Origin of the sequence: Klebsiella sp. RHBSTW-00484, from assembly GCF_013705725.1 — a bacterium.
Lineage (GTDB): Bacteria > Pseudomonadota > Gammaproteobacteria > Enterobacterales > Enterobacteriaceae > Klebsiella.
Genome location: NZ_CP055481.1, coordinates 5,805,754 through 5,822,381, shown reverse-complemented (window position 1 = coordinate 5,822,381; position 16,628 = coordinate 5,805,754). Strand labels below are relative to the sequence as shown.

Below are 16,628 nucleotides of genomic sequence, written 5' to 3'. Positions count from 1 at the left end.
CCCGGATAAGGCGTTTTACGCCGCAATCCGGGAAGGGCGTTCACTTCATTGCTCCAAATCCAACCTGTTCTGTTTTATCCACCAACATCCTCTCGATCTTCCTGCGCATCCGGTTTATTGTGTAATAACCTGCCTTATGTAAACCTGGAGAAACATCACGTGTTTCAGAAAGTTGACGCCTACGCTGGCGACCCCATTCTCTCCCTGATGGAGCGTTTCAAAGAAGATCCGCGTAGTGACAAAGTAAACCTCAGCATCGGTCTTTATTACAACGAAGATGGAATTATCCCGCAGCTACAGGCGGTTGCCGAGGCGGAAGCGCGCCTTAATGCTCAGCCGCACGGTGCTTCTTTGTATTTACCGATGGAAGGGCTGAATACCTACCGTCACGCGATTGCACCGCTGCTGTTCGGGGCTGACCATCCGGTTCTGGCGCAGAATCGCGTCGCTTCCATTCAAACTCTGGGCGGTTCCGGTGCGCTGAGGGTGGGTGCTGATTTCCTGAAATACTACTTCGCTGACTCGCGCGTATGGGTGAGTGACCCGACGTGGGAAAACCACATCGCAATATTTGAAGGGGCTGGCTTCGAAGTAAGTACTTACCCTTGGTTTGATGATGAGACCAACGGCGTGCGTTTCGAGGCTTTCCTGGAGAAACTCAACACCCTGCCGGAGCGCGATATCGTGCTGCTGCATCCGTGCTGCCATAACCCAACGGGTGCCGATCTGAGCAACGCCCAGTGGGATGAGGTGGTTAAGGTGCTGAAAACGCGCAATCTGATCCCCTTCCTGGATATCGCCTATCAGGGCTTCGGCGCCGGAATGGAAGAGGATGCCTACGCTATCCGCGCGATCGCCAGCTCTGGAATACCGATGCTTGTCAGCAACTCTTTCTCAAAAATCTTCTCCCTGTATGGTGAGCGCGTTGGCGGTTTGTCGGTGGTTTGCGAAGATGCGGAAACCGCGGGGCGCGTACTGGGACAATTAAAAGCGACCGTGCGTCGCAACTACTCCAGCCCACCGAATTTTGGTGCGCAGGTTGTGGCGGCAGTATTGAACGATACGGAGCTGAAAGCCTCATGGCTGGCGGAAGTTGAAGGGATGCGTACCCGTATTCTGGCTATGCGTCAGGAACTGGTTAACGTGCTCAAAGATACGGTGCCCGGAGGTAACTTTGATTACCTGCTTAAGCAGCGCGGAATGTTTAGCTATACCGGATTCAGCGCGGCTCAGGTTGATCGCCTACGCGATGAATTTGGCGTCTACCTGATCGCCAGCGGCCGCATGTGCGTGGCCGGGCTGAATTCACGCAATGTTCAGCGCGTGGCGCAGGCATTTGCAGCTGTAATATAAGTCTTTGCCTGACTTGTTGCCCTTGCCAGTGTTTTGGTGGGGCAACTCCCTTCCTGAAGTGTGATCATTCTCTTTTTATATGACATCAAAGCAGAAAAACCTTTCTATCCGGGCTCGTCGGGGGTAAGGTTTTGGTGCATTAATAAGCACACACATTATTGAAAACTATAACGATTCGATTATTTAGGGAAAAATATGCGCAAGATTACCCTGGCCTTTGGGGCCGTCTGCTTACTGTTCGCACTAAATAGCTCCGTCGTTGCCCGCGCTTCCACACCGCAACCGCTGTGGACGGGCACTAATATGGCGAAACTCGCCGAACAGGCACCTATCCATTGGGTTTCCGTGGCTCAGATTGAAAATAGCCTGTTGGGACGCCAGCCGATGGCCGTCGGTTTTGATATTGATGATACGGTCCTGTTTTCCAGCCCAGGATTCTGGCGCGGGCAGAAAACCTATTCACCCGGCAGCGATGATTACCTGAAAAACCCGGAGTTTTGGGAAAAAATGAACAATGGCTGGGATGAATTCAGCATGCCGAAAGAGGTCGCTCGCCAGCTGATCGCGATGCATGTTAAACGTGGCGATAGCATCTATTTTGTCACCGGCCGCAGCCAGACCAAAACAGAAACGGTATCAAAAACCTTGCAGGATGATTTCCTGATCCCCGCCACGAATATGAATCCGGTTATTTTTGCCGGCGACAAGCCGGGACAGAATACAAAGACGCAATGGTTGCAGGAGAAGGACATCAAAGTCTTCTACGGTGATTCAGATAATGATATTGCCGCTGCTCGCGACGTCGGTGCTCGTGGTATCCGCATCATGCGGGCTTCAAACTCGTCCTATAAGCCACTGCCGATGGCGGGAGCTCAGGGCGAAGAGGTGATTGTGAATTCAGAATATTAAGCCGCCCGATAGCTTAATCATTTATCGTAAAAACGGCAGCCCGCAGACTGCCGTTTTTTTGTGCAAAATAAAGCGTCAAAGGTTTTACCTTTTCGCTTATTGCTGCACACTTAGGAAGATTCACTGGTAAAAGGAGTCGTTCATGTGGCATCAGCAAACTCTGACCTTAGGGCCGAAATCTCGGGGCTTTCACCTGGTCACTGATGAAGTTCTGGGTCAAATTCGCGAGCTGTCGCGCGTTAAGACCGGCCTGCTGCATCTGCTGCTCCAACATACATCGGCTTCCCTGACGCTAAACGAAAACTGCGATCCGACCGTTCGCTACGACATGGAACAGCATTTTCTCAATGCTGTGCCGGACAACGCGCCGTATGAACACGATTATGAAGGTCCCGATGATATGCCCTCGCACATTAAGTCGTCGATGCTTGGCGTATCGCTGATGCTACCTGTTCAGGACGGGCGCGTCAGACTGGGGACCTGGCAGGGTATCTGGCTAGGGGAGCACCGTATTCACGGCGGATCGCGCCATATCATCGCGACGCTCACAGGGGAATAAAGATGACAATTTCGGAGTTATTGCGCTACTGCATGGCGAAATCGGGTGCGGAGCAAAGCGTGCATAGCGACTGGAAAGCCACGCAGATCAAAGTGGCAGACGTGTTGTTTGCGATGGTAAAAGAGGTGGAAGACAATCGGCCTGCGGTATCGTTAAAGGCCAGCCCGGAGCTTGCTCAGCTGTTGCGGGAGCAGCATCACGATGTTCGTCCCAGTAGACATTTGAATAAAGCCCACTGGAGTACGGTGTTCCTTGACGGCTCCCTGCCGGATTCGCAGATTTACTACCTGGTCGATGCTTCTTACCAGCAGGCGCTTGATGCGCTCCCTGATAGTAAGCGCAAGTTGTTGTCATAAAAACTACAGGCCGCCTAATAGCGCCAGCAGCGTGATATCAAAGAGTCGAAGCAGCGTGGACTGAAGATGCGTCTGCATCGCGATACGTTCGTTGTTGGCACGAATGGCGGCAATATCACGCTGCCCTTGCAGCAGCAGAATCAGATCGTCCTGGGTCAACCAGCCCCGCGCCTTTTCCTGTAAGGCCTGAAGCGTTAGCGTTCCGGCGTCGCGGATGCCGCTGTCATCATCGTTAATGATGTCTTTTATTAGCTGTAACCACTCCGCCGTATTGACTCCGGCGTCAGTGAACTGGGTGCTGAGTTCCTCTAGGGTAGACATCGCTATTTCCCTGAACGTTGTTGTTCGCCATTGATGGCCTGTTGGTAAAGGTTTTCCGTTTGTTTCGTTAGAACCGAGGCAGCGAAAGGCGTCAGTGCGGTATCCTGGCTGGATACTTGCGCGTATAGCCGCTGGTAGTTTTGCTTCAGAACGAGCAGATTATCCTGCCGCAGCGTATCGCTATTGTTTAACGCCTGGCTGAATAGCTGACGAATCTGGCTATCCTCTTGCCTGAGCAGCGGCCGATCAACAGGCGTTACCGCGGCATCGGTGATGAACTGGAGATGAAGTTGTTCCAGCATAAGCAACTGCTGATGCGCTGAGCTACTGTAGCTATCCACCCAACTGCAGGCGGTCAGCGCAAATAACGCAGCGGCGAGGGCGTATCGATAAAATCCGTGTTTTAAAGACATGATGCTTCCTGCAAGTAGTGGTTATGCAGCTATCGTCATGCCAGATGACGAACGGTCGCAAATCACAAATGCTCAGCAGGAAAAAATGAGGTGAAATGAGATTAAATGATGCCTCTTCCCCGCAGAGAAGAGGCAGATGAACTTACTTCAGCATTGGTTTGAGGAAGTGTGCCGTATATGAAGCTTCACACTCGGCGACGGTTTCAGGCGTTCCGGAAACGAGGATTTCACCGCCGCCGCTACCGCCTTCCGGGCCGAGGTCGACAATCCAGTCAGCCGTTTTGATAACGTCCAGATTGTGTTCGATCACCACGATGGTATTGCCCTGGTCGCGCAGCTGATGCAGAACTTCCAGCAGCTGTTGGATATCGGCAAAGTGCAGACCGGTGGTCGGCTCATCAAGGATATACAGCGTCTGCCCGGTACCGCGCTTGGACAGCTCACGGGCCAGCTTGACGCGCTGGGCCTCACCGCCGGAGAGCGTGGTCGCCGACTGACCAAGGCGAATATAGGTCAAACCGACATCCATAAGGGTCTGGAGCTTACGCGCCAGCGCCGGAACCGCATCAAAGAACTCACGCGCTTCTTCAATGGTCATATCCAGCACTTCATGAATCGTTTTGCCTTTGTACTTAATCTCCAGCGTTTCGCGGTTATAGCGCTTGCCTTTACACTGGTCGCACGGCACGTAGATATCCGGCAGGAAGTGCATTTCGACTTTGATCACGCCGTCGCCCTGGCAGGCTTCACAGCGCCCGCCGCGTACGTTAAAGCTGAAGCGGCCCGGCGTATAGCCACGTGAACGTGATTCAGGCACGCCCGCAAACAGTTCACGCACTGGCGTAAAGACGCCGGTGTAGGTCGCCGGGTTAGAACGCGGCGTACGGCCGATGGGGCTCTGGTCGATATCGATCACTTTGTCGAAATGTTCCAGTCCCTGTACGTCACGATACGGTGCCGGTTCTGCGATGGTCGCGCCGTTGAGCTGGCGCTGGGCAATCGGAAACAGCGTGTCGTTAATCAGCGTTGATTTACCCGAACCAGAAACGCCGGTAATACAGGTAAACAGGCCCACCGGCAGCGTCAGCGTGACATCTTTCAGGTTGTTGCCGCGCGCACCTGTCAGCTTCAGTACTTTCTCCGGATTGGCCGGAACGCGCTGTTTTGGCACCTCGATTTTGCGCTTGCCGCTCATAAACTGGCCGGTCAGCGACTCCGGTACCGCCATAATATCTTCCAGCTTACCTTCAGCCACGACCTGGCCGCCGTGCACACCGGCTCCAGGGCCAATATCGATAACGTGGTCAGCGGCGCGAATGGCGTCTTCATCGTGCTCGACAACGATAACGGTGTTGCCGAGATTACGCAGGTGGATCAGGGTGCCGAGCAGACGCTCATTATCGCGCTGGTGCAGGCCGATAGAGGGTTCATCCAGCACGTACATCACGCCGACCAGACCTGCGCCGATCTGGCTGGCGAGGCGGATACGCTGGGCTTCACCGCCGGAGAGAGTTTCCGCCGAACGGGAAAGCGTCAGGTAATTCAGGCCGACGTTAACGAGGAATTTCAGACGATCGCCAATCTCTTTCAGCACTTTTTCGGCGATTTGCGCGCGCTGACCGGAGAGCTTCAGATTGTTGAAGAAATCCATCGCGTGGCCGATGCTCATATCCGAGATGGTCGGCAGCGGCGTATTTTCCACGAATACGTGACGTGCTTCGCGACGCAGACGCGTGCCGCCGCAGCTGGTGCAAGAGCGATTGCTGATGAATTTCGCCAGCTCTTCGCGCACGGCGCTGGATTCGGTCTCTTTGTAGCGGCGTTCCATATTATGTAAAACGCCTTCGAACGGATGACGGCGAACGGAAGTGTCGCCGCGATCGTTCATGTATTTGAATTCAATATTCTCTTTGCCTGAGCCGTAGAGAACGACTTTCTGTACGTTGGCGTTCAGCGTGCCCCACGGTGCTTCAACATCGAATTCATAGTGTTCCGCCAGCGATTTCAGCATCTGGAAATAGTAAAAATTGCGCCGATCCCAACCACGAATCGCGCCACCCGCCAGCGATAGCTCCGGGTTCTGAATGACGCGTTCAGGGTCGAAATATTGCTGCACGCCCAGGCCGTCGCAGGTTGGACAAGCGCCTGCCGGATTGTTGAAGGAGAACAGGCGCGGTTCGAGCTCGCGCATGCTGTAGCCGCAAATCGGGCAAGCGAAGTTAGCGGAAAATAGCAGCTCTTCCGCTTTGGGATCGTCCATATTGGCGACAATGGCGCTCCCACCGGAAAGCTCCAGCGCGGTCTCAAAGGACTCGGCCAGACGCGTGCTGAGATCTTCGCGCACCTTGAAGCGGTCGATTACCACTTCGATGGTGTGTTTCTTTTGCAGTTCAAGCTTCGGCGGATCGGAGAGATCGCAGACTTCACCGTCGATCCTTGCGCGGATGTATCCTTGCCCGGCGAGGTTCTCCAGCGTTTTGTTATGCTCACCTTTACGCTCTTTAATGATCGGCGCCAGCAGCATCAGACGCTGACCTTCCGGCTGAGAGAGCACGTTATCGACCATCTGGCTGACGGTTTGCGCCGCCAGCGGGACGTCGTGATCCGGGCAACGAGGTTCACCGACGCGAGCGTACAGCAGACGCAGATAGTCGTGAATTTCTGTGATAGTACCTACCGTTGAGCGGGGGTTATGGGACGTTGATTTCTGTTCAATGGAAATCGCTGGCGACAGCCCTTCGATGTGGTCAACATCAGGTTTCTCCATCAGCGACAGGAACTGCCGCGCATAGGCGGAGAGCGACTCAACGTAACGACGCTGTCCTTCGGCATACAAGGTGTCGAAAGCCAGTGAGGATTTGCCTGAACCCGAAAGCCCGGTGACGACAATGAGTTTGTCGCGTGGGATAACGAGGTTGATATTTTTGAGATTGTGGGTGCGGGCGCCCCGAACTTCGATCTTATCCATTCACCTTTCCCGGTAGATACGCGGATTGCCTGATTTGCTTGAAGGACAAACGGCAGAAACGGCTAATTATGACACAATTTAACCTGTTTGAATATACAGTATTGGAATGCATTTTCCGACGGGCTGTGTAAAAATGTCAGGTCGCGCGTGATATCTGGAAGCTTCTTCGCAGCTATCAAAATACCACCTGGAAATGGTACACTCGCGCGTTTACACTATTTATTAATAAACGCATTCAGGAGAGACAAACATGGCCAGCAGAGGCGTAAACAAGGTGATTCTCGTCGGTAACCTGGGCCAGGACCCGGAAGTACGCTATATGCCTAGTGGTGGCGCAGTTGCCAACATTACGCTGGCTACTTCCGAATCCTGGCGTGACAAAGCGACCGGTGAGATGAAAGAGCAGACTGAATGGCACCGCGTGGTGCTGTTCGGTAAACTGGCAGAAGTGGCTGGTGAATACTTGCGTAAGGGTTCCCAGGTCTATATCGAAGGCCAGCTGCGTACCCGTAAATGGACCGATCAATCCGGTCAGGAAAAATATACCACCGAGATCGTGGTTAACGTTGGCGGCACGATGCAAATGCTCGGCGGCCGTCAGCAGGGCGCAGGTGCTCCGGCAGGCGGCAACACGGGCGGCCAGCAGCAGGGCGGTTGGGGTCAACCTCAGCAGCCGCAGGGCGGCAACCAGTTCAGCGGCGGCGCGCAGTCTCGTCCGCAGCAGCAGGCTCCGGCAGCACCTTCCAATGAACCGCCGATGGACTTTGACGACGATATCCCGTTCTAAGTACGCGATTAAATGTTGTGAAGGCATCTCTGAAAAGCCCCATTTTTTGGGGCTTTTTCTATTTTAAAAAGCAGGTCAACTACAGTGGTTTACTGAGTCGCTGGCGCGGTCTGAGCGTTTGTTGCCGGAGCCGTCTGGTTTTTTGATTCCGTTGTCGCCTGCTGCTTACGCGCCATTTCATCGACGATCAGCCGGTAAGCGATGTAGTACTTATAAATATTGCTCACATAGGTCACGGTCTCGGAACCAATTTTTTCGGCGGCCAGATACTCGACGTTGCCAAACCAAACGTTGGGGTCAAAGCCGCGCTTTTTGGTCTCGGTGCGCAGTCGGGCGATGCGCGCGGGACCGGCGTTATAAGAAGCAAATGAGAACAACGCCTTATCAAGCTGAGTCATCGATTCATCCCCATAATAGTGGTCTATCATCCAGCGCATATATTTCACCCCAGCATGGATATTGGGATCGAGCAGCTTAATATCGCCGACCTTCAGCTCCCTGCCGGTATTCGGCATCACCTGCATGACGCCAATTGCGCCAACGTGGCTCCGTACCGACTGATTAAGCCGCGACTCCTGATACCCCTGTGCGGCCATCAGCAGCCAGTCGACGTCATAGCGATCGCCATATTTACGGAAAATTTCCACCATCGTGAGAAACTTACGTCGCTCCCTCTGCGCCGCCGCGTTTTTAACGTATTTAGCATCTTTCAGATAGCGCAGCAGGATCGTATTACCCAGCTTGCTGCCCTGGCTGTTTTCTTTGATGAAATGATTAAGTAACGCGAGGAGCTGCGGGCTGTTGCTGCGTACTGCCCAGCCAATATTGCCCTCGTTACGCAGAATGATGTCCTGGTGAACCTGAATTTTTGGAAAAACCTGTTTCCAGAACATCGCCTTATGGCGATCGACCACGGTCAGCGGGATAAGTCCGGCGCTGAGCATCTCAATTAAATCTTCATCCTCCAGCGCTTCGGGGGCTGGTTTAATAATCACGGGTGGCAGGGACTCTTGCGCAAAGCGCGCATTGAGCGCAACCAGACTTGCGTAATAGCTCGACGATGAGCGCACAAATACCGTTTTGCCGGAGAGTTGTTGCAGATTTTCCACTTTAGGAGAGCCAGGGCCAGAAAGCAGCAGCTCCTGAACGTGGGAATAGATAGGCGCGGTAAACGTCATTTGCTGTTGACGTTCCGGTGTGATGGTCAGGTTAGCGGCGATAACATCCCCTTTACCGGCGTTAAGCGCGCTGATGAGCTGGTCGCGGGCAACGGGAACAAAAATGATCCGCACTTTGAGATGGCGATGCTTAAGCTTCTTCTCTTTCGCTAATTTTTGATTCAGGCTGCGTTCAAACTCCATAAAGATATCGTGCGTGGCGCCGCGCTGGGTGCCTTTGTTGATAAAGAAAAAGGTTTTGCTGTAGGTGGTTAAAACCCGGATTGTTCGTCGGTCGAGCATACCCGGCAAATCGCCCTGCCATGGTTGCAACATATCCTCGACGTTAACTTCAAGGACCTCGCGTTCGTCTGGCTCAGCGCGTTTATTTTCTGAGGCCGCGTTAACCGAACTGAAAAATAGCAGGGCGGCAAGGCAGGTCAGCCAGCCGATAAGGTATCGATATGACGACAGGGTGTTCATGGCGCGGTGCTCCGCAGGGGGATTGTTTTATTCTAGTCAATCCTGCGCAGTTAGCATGCATGGCAAGCATGTACGAGGGACTACAAATCCGTATGTTAATTATTTTATTAATTAACAAAATCAGTATTTATATTGCAATAATAAAATCGATCTTACTTAAATAATTGTGGAAATAATATGGATGAATTGTGTTTTTTTAATGTAGATACAATTCATTTGTTTAATTTGGTCATGGTCTTAAATAGATTTAATGTTTTTTATCTATCTGTTTTTACTGTTGTATTTTAATTTATTTGCATGGTGAATAACTATAAACTTGATAATAAATCTCATTTCTAATAACGTGGTTCGGCACAATAATCCTATTGCGTGCTGATCGGCAAACACTATCAAAGAATAGCGTGGCGCGTTTATTTCTTCGTGTTGCCAGGGCAAAATTTTCTATTTTTGGCGTAAATTTTGAATCGATATCCCGGTATTGCATCGGGAGGGCTCTGCTTACGCCAAAACCAGAGACGTTGCCCTATGCATGGAAGTCACTGCCGTTGTTTATCTGACTGATGAAGAAGGCGTGCCCCGACAGCAATAAAAGAAAACAGGGCATATTCCATGAAACACTCTTCGCACTACTCGCTGGCCGTGCTGATCCACATGGCTATCCTGGGGGTGGCGCTGCCAGCGCTGGCCGCCGAGGGCAACACTTCAGGCGAAACAAAGAAATCCGATACGGCGATTGCCGCAGAAAATCATGATGAAACGATGGTCGTGACCGCGGCAACGCAGAACCTGCAAGCCCCCGGCGTATCCACTATTACCGCCGATGAAATCCGCAAGCATCCACCGGCTCGCGACGTTTCAGAACTGATTCGAACCCAACCGGGCGTCAACCTTACCGGCAACTCCACCAGCGGCCAGCGCGGTAATAACCGCCAGGTCGATATTCGCGGTATGGGACCGGAGAACACGCTGATTCTGGTAGACGGTAAACCGGTGACCAGCCGTAACTCCGTGCGCTATGGTTGGCGCGGAGACCGTGATACGCGCGGTGATACCAGTTGGGTTCCGGCAGAAATGATCGACCATATCGATGTCATTCGCGGCCCTGCGGCGGCCCGCTACGGTAATGGCGCAATGGGCGGGGTGGTCAATATTGTCACTAAACCGGCGACCAGCGAGTGGCATGGTGCCTGGAATACCTATATGAACGCTCCTCAGCACCGTAAAGAGGGATCGACGAAGCGCACGAACTTTAGCCTCAACGGTCCGCTGTCGGATGAGGTTAGCTTTAATTTATGGGGCAACCTGAGCAAAACGCAGGCCGACGCCCAGGATATTAACTCCGGCCACGAAGCGGCACGAACCGGTACCTATGCGGGCTCTTATCCAGCGGGACGTGAAGGCGTAGAGAACAAAGATATCCACGGCAAACTGCGCTGGGAGTTTGCGCCGATGCAGGCGCTGGAGTTCGAAACCGGCTACAGCCGCCAGGGTAATCTGTATGCTGGCGACACGCAAAATACCAACACCAGCACGCTGGTGAAAAGTATGTACGGCAAAGAGACTAACCGCCTATATCGGCAGACTTACGGGGTGACGTGGACCGGCGGCTGGGATAATGGCGTGACCAGCAATACCTATGCTCAGTACGAGCACACCCGTAACTCGCGCATGAACGAGGGGCTGGCGGGCGGAACGGAAGGGATCTTCTCCGGAAGCGAATTCTCCGATATCGACCTGTCGGATGTGCTATTGCACAGCGAGGTGAATATTCCGTTTACCTTCGGGTTTGAGCAAAACCTGACGCTGGGGACCGAGTGGAACCAGCAGCGGATGAAAGATGGCGTGTCGACGACCCAGTCTCTCTCTTATGGCTCTATTGACGGCATCTCGGCAACCGGCCGTAGTCCGTATTCCAGCGCTGAGATTTTCTCGCTGTTTACCGAAGACAATATTGCACTGACCGATAGCACCATGCTGACGCCCGCTCTGCGTTTTGACCATCACAGCATCGTCGGCAATAACTGGAGTCCGTCGCTGAACCTTTCGCAGGGGCTGTCGGATGACTGGACGTTGAAGCTGGGGATTGCTCGCGCCTATAAAGCGCCGAACCTCTATCAGCTCAATCCGAACTATATTCTGTACAGCAACGGACAGGGTTGCTACGCCAGCAGCTCCGCCTGTTATCTGATGGGCAATAGCGACCTGAAGGCAGAAACCAGCGTCAATAAAGAGATTGGCCTGGAGTACAAGCATGATGGCTATCAGGCTGGGCTGACTTACTTCCGTAACGACTACCACAACAAGATAGAGTCCGGCTACTCGGCGGTCAGTACCGCCAGCAACGGCACCACCAATATTTATCAGTGGGAAAACGTACCGAAGGCGCTGGTCGAAGGGCTGGAGGGCTCGTTAAACCTGCCGGTGAGTGAAACGGTAAACTGGAGCAACAACCTGACGTGGATGTTGCAGAGTAAGAACAAAACCACCGGCGATCGTCTGTCGGTGATCCCGCAGTTTACGCTTAACTCAACCCTAAGCTGGCAGGTGCGCGACGATCTTTCGTTGCAGAGCACCTTCACCTGGTATGGTCGTCAGAAACCGAAGCGCTTTAACTATAAAGGTGAAGCGGTGTCCGGCAGCGAGCTGAACGAAGTCAGTCCGTATAGCATTGTCGGCCTTAGTGCGACCTGGGATGTGAACAAAAACCTGAGCCTGACCAGCGGAGTGGATAATCTGTTTGATATTCGCCACTATCGTGCCGGGAATGCGCAGACGACGGGGAACTCAACGACCGGTGCTTATCTGTATGGTGCAGGCGCGGAGACCTATAACGAGTCAGGACGGACGTTTTATGTCAGCGTGAATACGCACTTCTAATTATTCGTTAATCACCAGCCGGGATATTTAATTATTCCGGCTTTTTTATTTTTGAAAGATGTGTCGCTGATATAAATGATGACAAAATCTCCACTGCCTCTACACAATTAATTCAACTTAGCAGCTTATACTCGTCTCTGTTGATCGGGTCTGCTTGATCCCGGAAACGATTAACAGTGGCATCCTGCCATTTCCATTCTAAAGTTGTTCCTCTTCCCCCTTCCATTCCCAACCGCAGCAATGCGGAGGAGGGGGAATCCCTTATTGGTGCGTATTCAGATTTTTACGATATTGGCTTGGAGTAACGGTATAATATCTCTTGAAAGTACGGTTAAAAGCGCTGATATCCTCATAACCAGCCATAATACAAATATCGACAATGCGAAAGGCGGGTTGCATCTGTAACAGATTAAGGCATAGCTGCATTCGCTGCTGGCGAATATACTCCATTGGCGACATGTTAAAATAGTGGCGGAATAGGCGAAACAGATGCCACTCGGAATAGCCGGAAAAGAGGCTCAGAGCATGCATGGTGAGCTTCTTTTCAAGATTTTTTTTTATCCATTGTACTAATTCGTTGAGTACGGATTGTTGGATCTCATTTCGCGGCATGTTATCTACTCATTTTATCACTATGGGAACCGGGCTGCATAATTTATACCCGTCATACTTCAAGTTGCTTGTGCGTTGGCTTTCCTCGCTCACCCCAGTCACTTACTGGAGTAAGCTCCTGGGGACTCACTGCGTCGCCGCGTTACTCGGCCTGCGGCCTCGCCCCTTCGGGGCCAGCGCAAGCGCTGTTCAAAGCACGAGTGCCTTGTCCTGCAACTCGAATTATTTAGGGTATATTCAATATTTCTTCATTTTATCTACGGGATTATAGGTTAATTTCTCCCTGTTCCTGGTCTATCCCAGAGAGCATCATTCCTAACAAGATCTTTTCCCCCTTTCAACTAATGAGAAAGGGGGCTTTTTGTTTTTTTAATTAAAAAAACAAAATAATTAAATGGTTTTGCTAGTGTCAGTAAACGCTTATATGACTAACGGTCAGGAAGAAAGTTCAACCCAAAAACAATTTTTTCAACATTCTCTAACATCCATTTTTTCTCCATTTTCTCGTCATAATTGCGTGCAATTCTGCGCCTCGTTCAGGTTATTTCAGGTTGCGTCATATTCTGTCCGCCGGAAAGAACACTGTTATTCCCAGCAGATATCTGCTATTGCCAAATATCTTTTAGACGACACCTCCATGCTAAAAAAAACGAGTATCATCGCCGGGCTATTGATTTCTCCTTTAACGCTTTATGCATCAACCTCATATACCGTTGATGATATTCGTTTTGAGGGGTTGCAGCGCGTTACCGTCGGCGCTGCGCTGTTAAGCATGCCCGTTCATACGGGAGAAGAGGTCTCGAACGAGGATATCAGCGACTCGGTTCGTGCCCTGTACGCCAGCGGAAACTTTGAGAATGTGCAGATCCTGCGGGATGGCCGCACGCTGGTGGTGCAGGTGAAAGAGCGACCAACCATCGCCAAAATCAGCTTTTCTGGCAATAAGTCCGTAAAGGATGATGCCCTGAAAGAGAACCTGGCCGCCACGGGTATCGAAGAAGGCAGCGCGCTGGATCGCAACACGCTTACGGAAATCGAAAAAGGATTACAGGATTTCTATTACAGTGTGGGTAAATACAGCGCCCAGGTTCATGCAGTTGTCACACCGTTGCCGCGCAATCGCGTTGATTTAACCTTTGTTTTTCAGGAAGGCGTCTCGGCAAAAATCGCGCAAATTAATATTATTGGCAACCAGGCTTTTAGTGAAGAAACATTGTTGGACCAGCTGCAGTTGCGCGATACCGTACCGTGGTGGAACGTGATCGGCGATAAAAAATATCAAAAGCAAAAGATGGCGGCGGATTTAGAAACGCTGCGTAGTTATTATCTCGATCGCGGCTATGCGCGGTTTGTGATTAACTCCAGTCAGGTCAGTATGACACCGGATAAAAAATCTCTGTATATCACCATTAATCTTGCAGAAGGTGAACGTTATAAAATCGCCAGCACGATGTTGACTGGTGATATGGCGCAGCACAATAAAGAGATTGAGGCGCTGGTAAAGCCGTTAACGAATAAATGGTATAGCGGCGCGGAAATTACGACGGTAGAAAATAGTATTAAGACGCTGTTGGGGAAATATGGCTATGCCTGGCCGCAGATTAACACCGCACCGGATATTGATGATGCGAAAAAAAGTGTGGTTTTGCATATCAACGTTAATGCCGGACGCCGTTACTCAGTACGACAGATCCGTTTTGAGGGTAACGATACGTCGCGTGACGCGGTGCTGAGGCGTCAGATGCGCCAGATGGAAGGCGCGTGGCTGAACGATGAAAAAGTCGAACAGGGAAAAACGCGGTTGGATCGCAGCGGATTTTTTGAAACTGTTGATAAGCAAATCATCCCGGTAAGCGGTAGCCAGGATCAGGTGGACGTGGTCTATAAGGTGAAGGAACGCAATACCGGCTCTTTCAACGTTGGTCTGGGCTTCGGTACCGACAGCGGCGTGAGCTACCAGCTTGGCGTCACCCAGGATAACTGGCTGGGCACCGGCAATAGCGTTAGCTTCAACGGCACGCGCAATAGCTACCAGTCTTATCTTGAACTGGGGGCGACGAACCCTTATTTCACCGTCGACGGCGTGAGTTTGGGGGGGAAAATTTTCTATAACAGCTACGATGCCTCTGATGCCGATAGCGGTAGTTACAATCAGCAAAGTTACGGCGTTGGCAGTACGCTTGGATTCCCGATCAGCGAGAACAACTCCCTCAATCTGGGCGTGGATTATGTCCATAACCGCCTGACTAATATGGACCCGGAACTGACGACCTGGAGCTATCTTAACTCACGAGGTATTTACCCCGACGTGGTGACCAAGGATGGTGATAGCGGCGCAACCTACAGCGCTAATGACTATTTTGTCAGCCTCGGCTGGAGCTATAACGATCTGGACCGCGGCTTCTTCCCGCGTGCAGGGAATAAGAGCAGCCTGACCGGCAAGGTCACGGTACCCGGTTCGGATAACAGCTATTACAAAGTCACTTTTGATACCACGCAATATTTGCCGCTGAACGAAAACAAAAGCTGGGTGTGGATGGAGCACCTGCGTGCAGGCTACGCGGGCGGCCTGAACGGCAAATCGGTGCCGTTTTACGATAACTTCTACGCCGGCGGCTCGACGTCGGTTCGCGGATTTTCCTCGAATACGATTGGCCCAAAAGCGGCTTACTATCGTTGTAATGGTTCTGAAAGTAGCTACAGCACCTGCCCGTTGGACTCCTCGTCCGATGCGGTTGGCGGTAACGCGATGGCGGTGCTAAACAGCGAGTTTATTGTGCCAACGCCATTTGTGAATGACAAATACGCCGACAGCCTGCGCACGTCGTTATTCCTCGATGCGGGGACGGTATGGAGTACCTCCTGGCAAAATACCGGCCAGACGTTGGCCGCGGGGATCCCAGACTATGGCGATCCGTCGCATATTCGCATGTCCGCCGGGATTGCGGTGCAGTGGATGTCGCCGCTAGGCCCGCTGGTTTTCTCATGGGCCGAGCCGTTTAAAAAATATGATGGTGATAAATCCGAGCAGTTCCAGTTTAATATCGGAAAAACCTGGTAATAACGCCTGCGGCTTACCCAAAAACGAGTACAGGCTGCCCTGAACGGCAGCCTGTAATTTATTGTAAATATATTTTGGTTTATATACCAAAAATAATTCGAGTTGCAGGAAGGCGGCAAGGGAGAAAGTCCCGATGAGCTTACTTGAGTAAGTGATTCGGGCGAACGAGCGTAGCCAACGCACAAGCAACTTGAAGTATGACGGGTATACATGAGCCCGTGCATACGTTGGCTTTCATCATGAGAATTAGTTATTAATTATTAGAAGTTAGCATTTTCTATACATCTAAATAAGTATGGTTGGTGTTTGAGTATTGTCTTATGTCACATTGTTGTGTGATAACCTTGCGGGTATTTATGATGAGTGCTATCAATATATAAAACGTTATTTATCAGTAACAGATACACGGATAGAAAATGAAATGGACTATTCATAATACTCTTGTCTGTCCACACTCCGGTGTGGCCTTTTCCTCGATCTCCAGCCTGCGGTTTTTAAAGTTTATCCTTTGGTACGAAGCCGATATTTTACTGTTGCCAGGGGAGTCAATGAAACTCTACTCTTCAAGCGTTTTAATTAATGATCAGTATCATTCATTAAAAGTTTACAACATCACGCGCTATGACGAAGCGCAGTGGGAGAGGCTGCGGGAACGACCTTCCTGTCCGTATCACTCCACGGCGGTAGCGGCAGAATCCTGCTCTTACCAGGCTCACTGCGCGATTAAACGCTGCCCGAACAATTACCCGCGTGGGGCGATATGGCGGTAGTC

The 16,628-nt window shown here is 51.6% G+C and carries 13 protein-coding genes; 8 read left to right on the top strand and 5 right to left on the bottom strand.

Translation table 11 applies throughout. From position 1 onward, the window contains the following. Nucleotides 1-159 precede the first annotated feature (159 nt). The 4 genes from tyrB (at nucleotide 160) to HV213_RS27430 (ending at nucleotide 3,177) form a co-directional block, all read left to right on the top strand. Nucleotides 160-1,353, top strand: coding sequence for an aromatic amino acid transaminase (gene tyrB / locus HV213_RS27445; protein ID WP_181484025.1), 1,194 nt, complete (start codon nucleotides 160-162; stop codon nucleotides 1,351-1,353). Between the two features lie 195 nt (nucleotides 1,354-1,548). Further along, nucleotides 1,549-2,262 (top strand): acid phosphatase AphA, encoded by a 714-nt coding sequence (gene aphA, locus HV213_RS27440; RefSeq protein ID WP_181484024.1) that lies wholly within the window; start codon nucleotides 1,549-1,551, stop codon nucleotides 2,260-2,262. 142 nt (nucleotides 2,263-2,404) lie between these two features. After that, nucleotides 2,405-2,821, top strand: a complete 417-nt coding sequence (locus tag HV213_RS27435; protein ID WP_181484023.1) for a secondary thiamine-phosphate synthase enzyme YjbQ — start codon at nucleotides 2,405-2,407, stop codon at nucleotides 2,819-2,821. 2 nt (nucleotides 2,822-2,823) lie between these two features. After that, nucleotides 2,824-3,177, top strand: coding sequence for an MmcQ/YjbR family DNA-binding protein (locus HV213_RS27430; protein ID WP_181484022.1), 354 nt, complete (start codon nucleotides 2,824-2,826; stop codon nucleotides 3,175-3,177). Between the two features lie 3 nt (nucleotides 3,178-3,180). Here the strand turns inward: HV213_RS27430 and HV213_RS27425 are convergent, their stop codons facing one another. From HV213_RS27425 to uvrA, 3 genes are all read right to left on the bottom strand, one after another. Beyond that, on the bottom strand, nucleotides 3,181-3,498 hold the full coding sequence (locus HV213_RS27425; protein ID WP_181484021.1) for a hypothetical protein: 318 nt from the start codon (nucleotides 3,496-3,498) through the stop codon (nucleotides 3,181-3,183). 2 nt (nucleotides 3,499-3,500) lie between these two features. Beyond that, nucleotides 3,501-3,911 (bottom strand): hypothetical protein, encoded by a 411-nt coding sequence (locus HV213_RS27420; protein WP_181484020.1) that lies wholly within the window; start codon nucleotides 3,909-3,911, stop codon nucleotides 3,501-3,503. Nucleotides 3,912-4,053: 142 nt separating this feature from the next. Continuing rightward, on the bottom strand, nucleotides 4,054-6,879 hold the full coding sequence (uvrA, locus tag HV213_RS27415; protein WP_181484019.1) for an excinuclease ABC subunit UvrA: 2,826 nt from the start codon (nucleotides 6,877-6,879) through the stop codon (nucleotides 4,054-4,056). A 250-nt stretch (nucleotides 6,880-7,129) separates the two neighbouring features. Between uvrA and ssb1 the strand changes: the two genes are divergently transcribed. Further along, nucleotides 7,130-7,666 (top strand): single-stranded DNA-binding protein SSB1, encoded by a 537-nt coding sequence (gene ssb1, locus HV213_RS27410; protein WP_181484018.1) that lies wholly within the window; start codon nucleotides 7,130-7,132, stop codon nucleotides 7,664-7,666. Between the two features lie 89 nt (nucleotides 7,667-7,755). On the opposite strand, the gene HV213_RS27405 is transcribed toward ssb1, so the two are convergent. After that, on the bottom strand, nucleotides 7,756-9,306 hold the full coding sequence (locus tag HV213_RS27405) for an MltF family protein (protein WP_181484017.1): 1,551 nt from the start codon (nucleotides 9,304-9,306) through the stop codon (nucleotides 7,756-7,758). 609 nt (nucleotides 9,307-9,915) lie between these two features. On the opposite strand from HV213_RS27405, the gene HV213_RS27400 reads away from it, so the two are divergent. Beyond that, nucleotides 9,916-12,183 (top strand): TonB-dependent siderophore receptor, encoded by a 2,268-nt coding sequence (locus tag HV213_RS27400; RefSeq protein WP_181484016.1) that lies wholly within the window; start codon nucleotides 9,916-9,918, stop codon nucleotides 12,181-12,183. A 261-nt stretch (nucleotides 12,184-12,444) separates the two neighbouring features. Here the strand turns inward: HV213_RS27400 and HV213_RS27395 are convergent, their stop codons facing one another. Further along, nucleotides 12,445-12,795, bottom strand: coding sequence for a helix-turn-helix transcriptional regulator (locus HV213_RS27395; RefSeq protein WP_181484015.1), 351 nt, complete (start codon nucleotides 12,793-12,795; stop codon nucleotides 12,445-12,447). 637 nt (nucleotides 12,796-13,432) lie between these two features. Here HV213_RS27395 and bamA point away from each other — a divergent pair. Both bamA and iraM read left to right on the top strand, forming a co-directional pair. Further along, nucleotides 13,433-15,856 carry an outer membrane protein assembly factor BamA gene (bamA, locus tag HV213_RS27390; protein WP_181484014.1) on the top strand — a complete coding sequence of 808 codons (2,424 nt, stop codon included), beginning with the start codon at nucleotides 13,433-13,435 and terminating at the stop codon, nucleotides 15,854-15,856. A gap of 416 nt (nucleotides 15,857-16,272) precedes the next feature. Further along, nucleotides 16,273-16,626, top strand: a complete 354-nt coding sequence (iraM, locus tag HV213_RS27385; protein WP_181484013.1) for an anti-adapter protein IraM — start codon at nucleotides 16,273-16,275, stop codon at nucleotides 16,624-16,626. The last annotated feature ends 2 nt before the right edge of the window (nucleotides 16,627-16,628 follow it).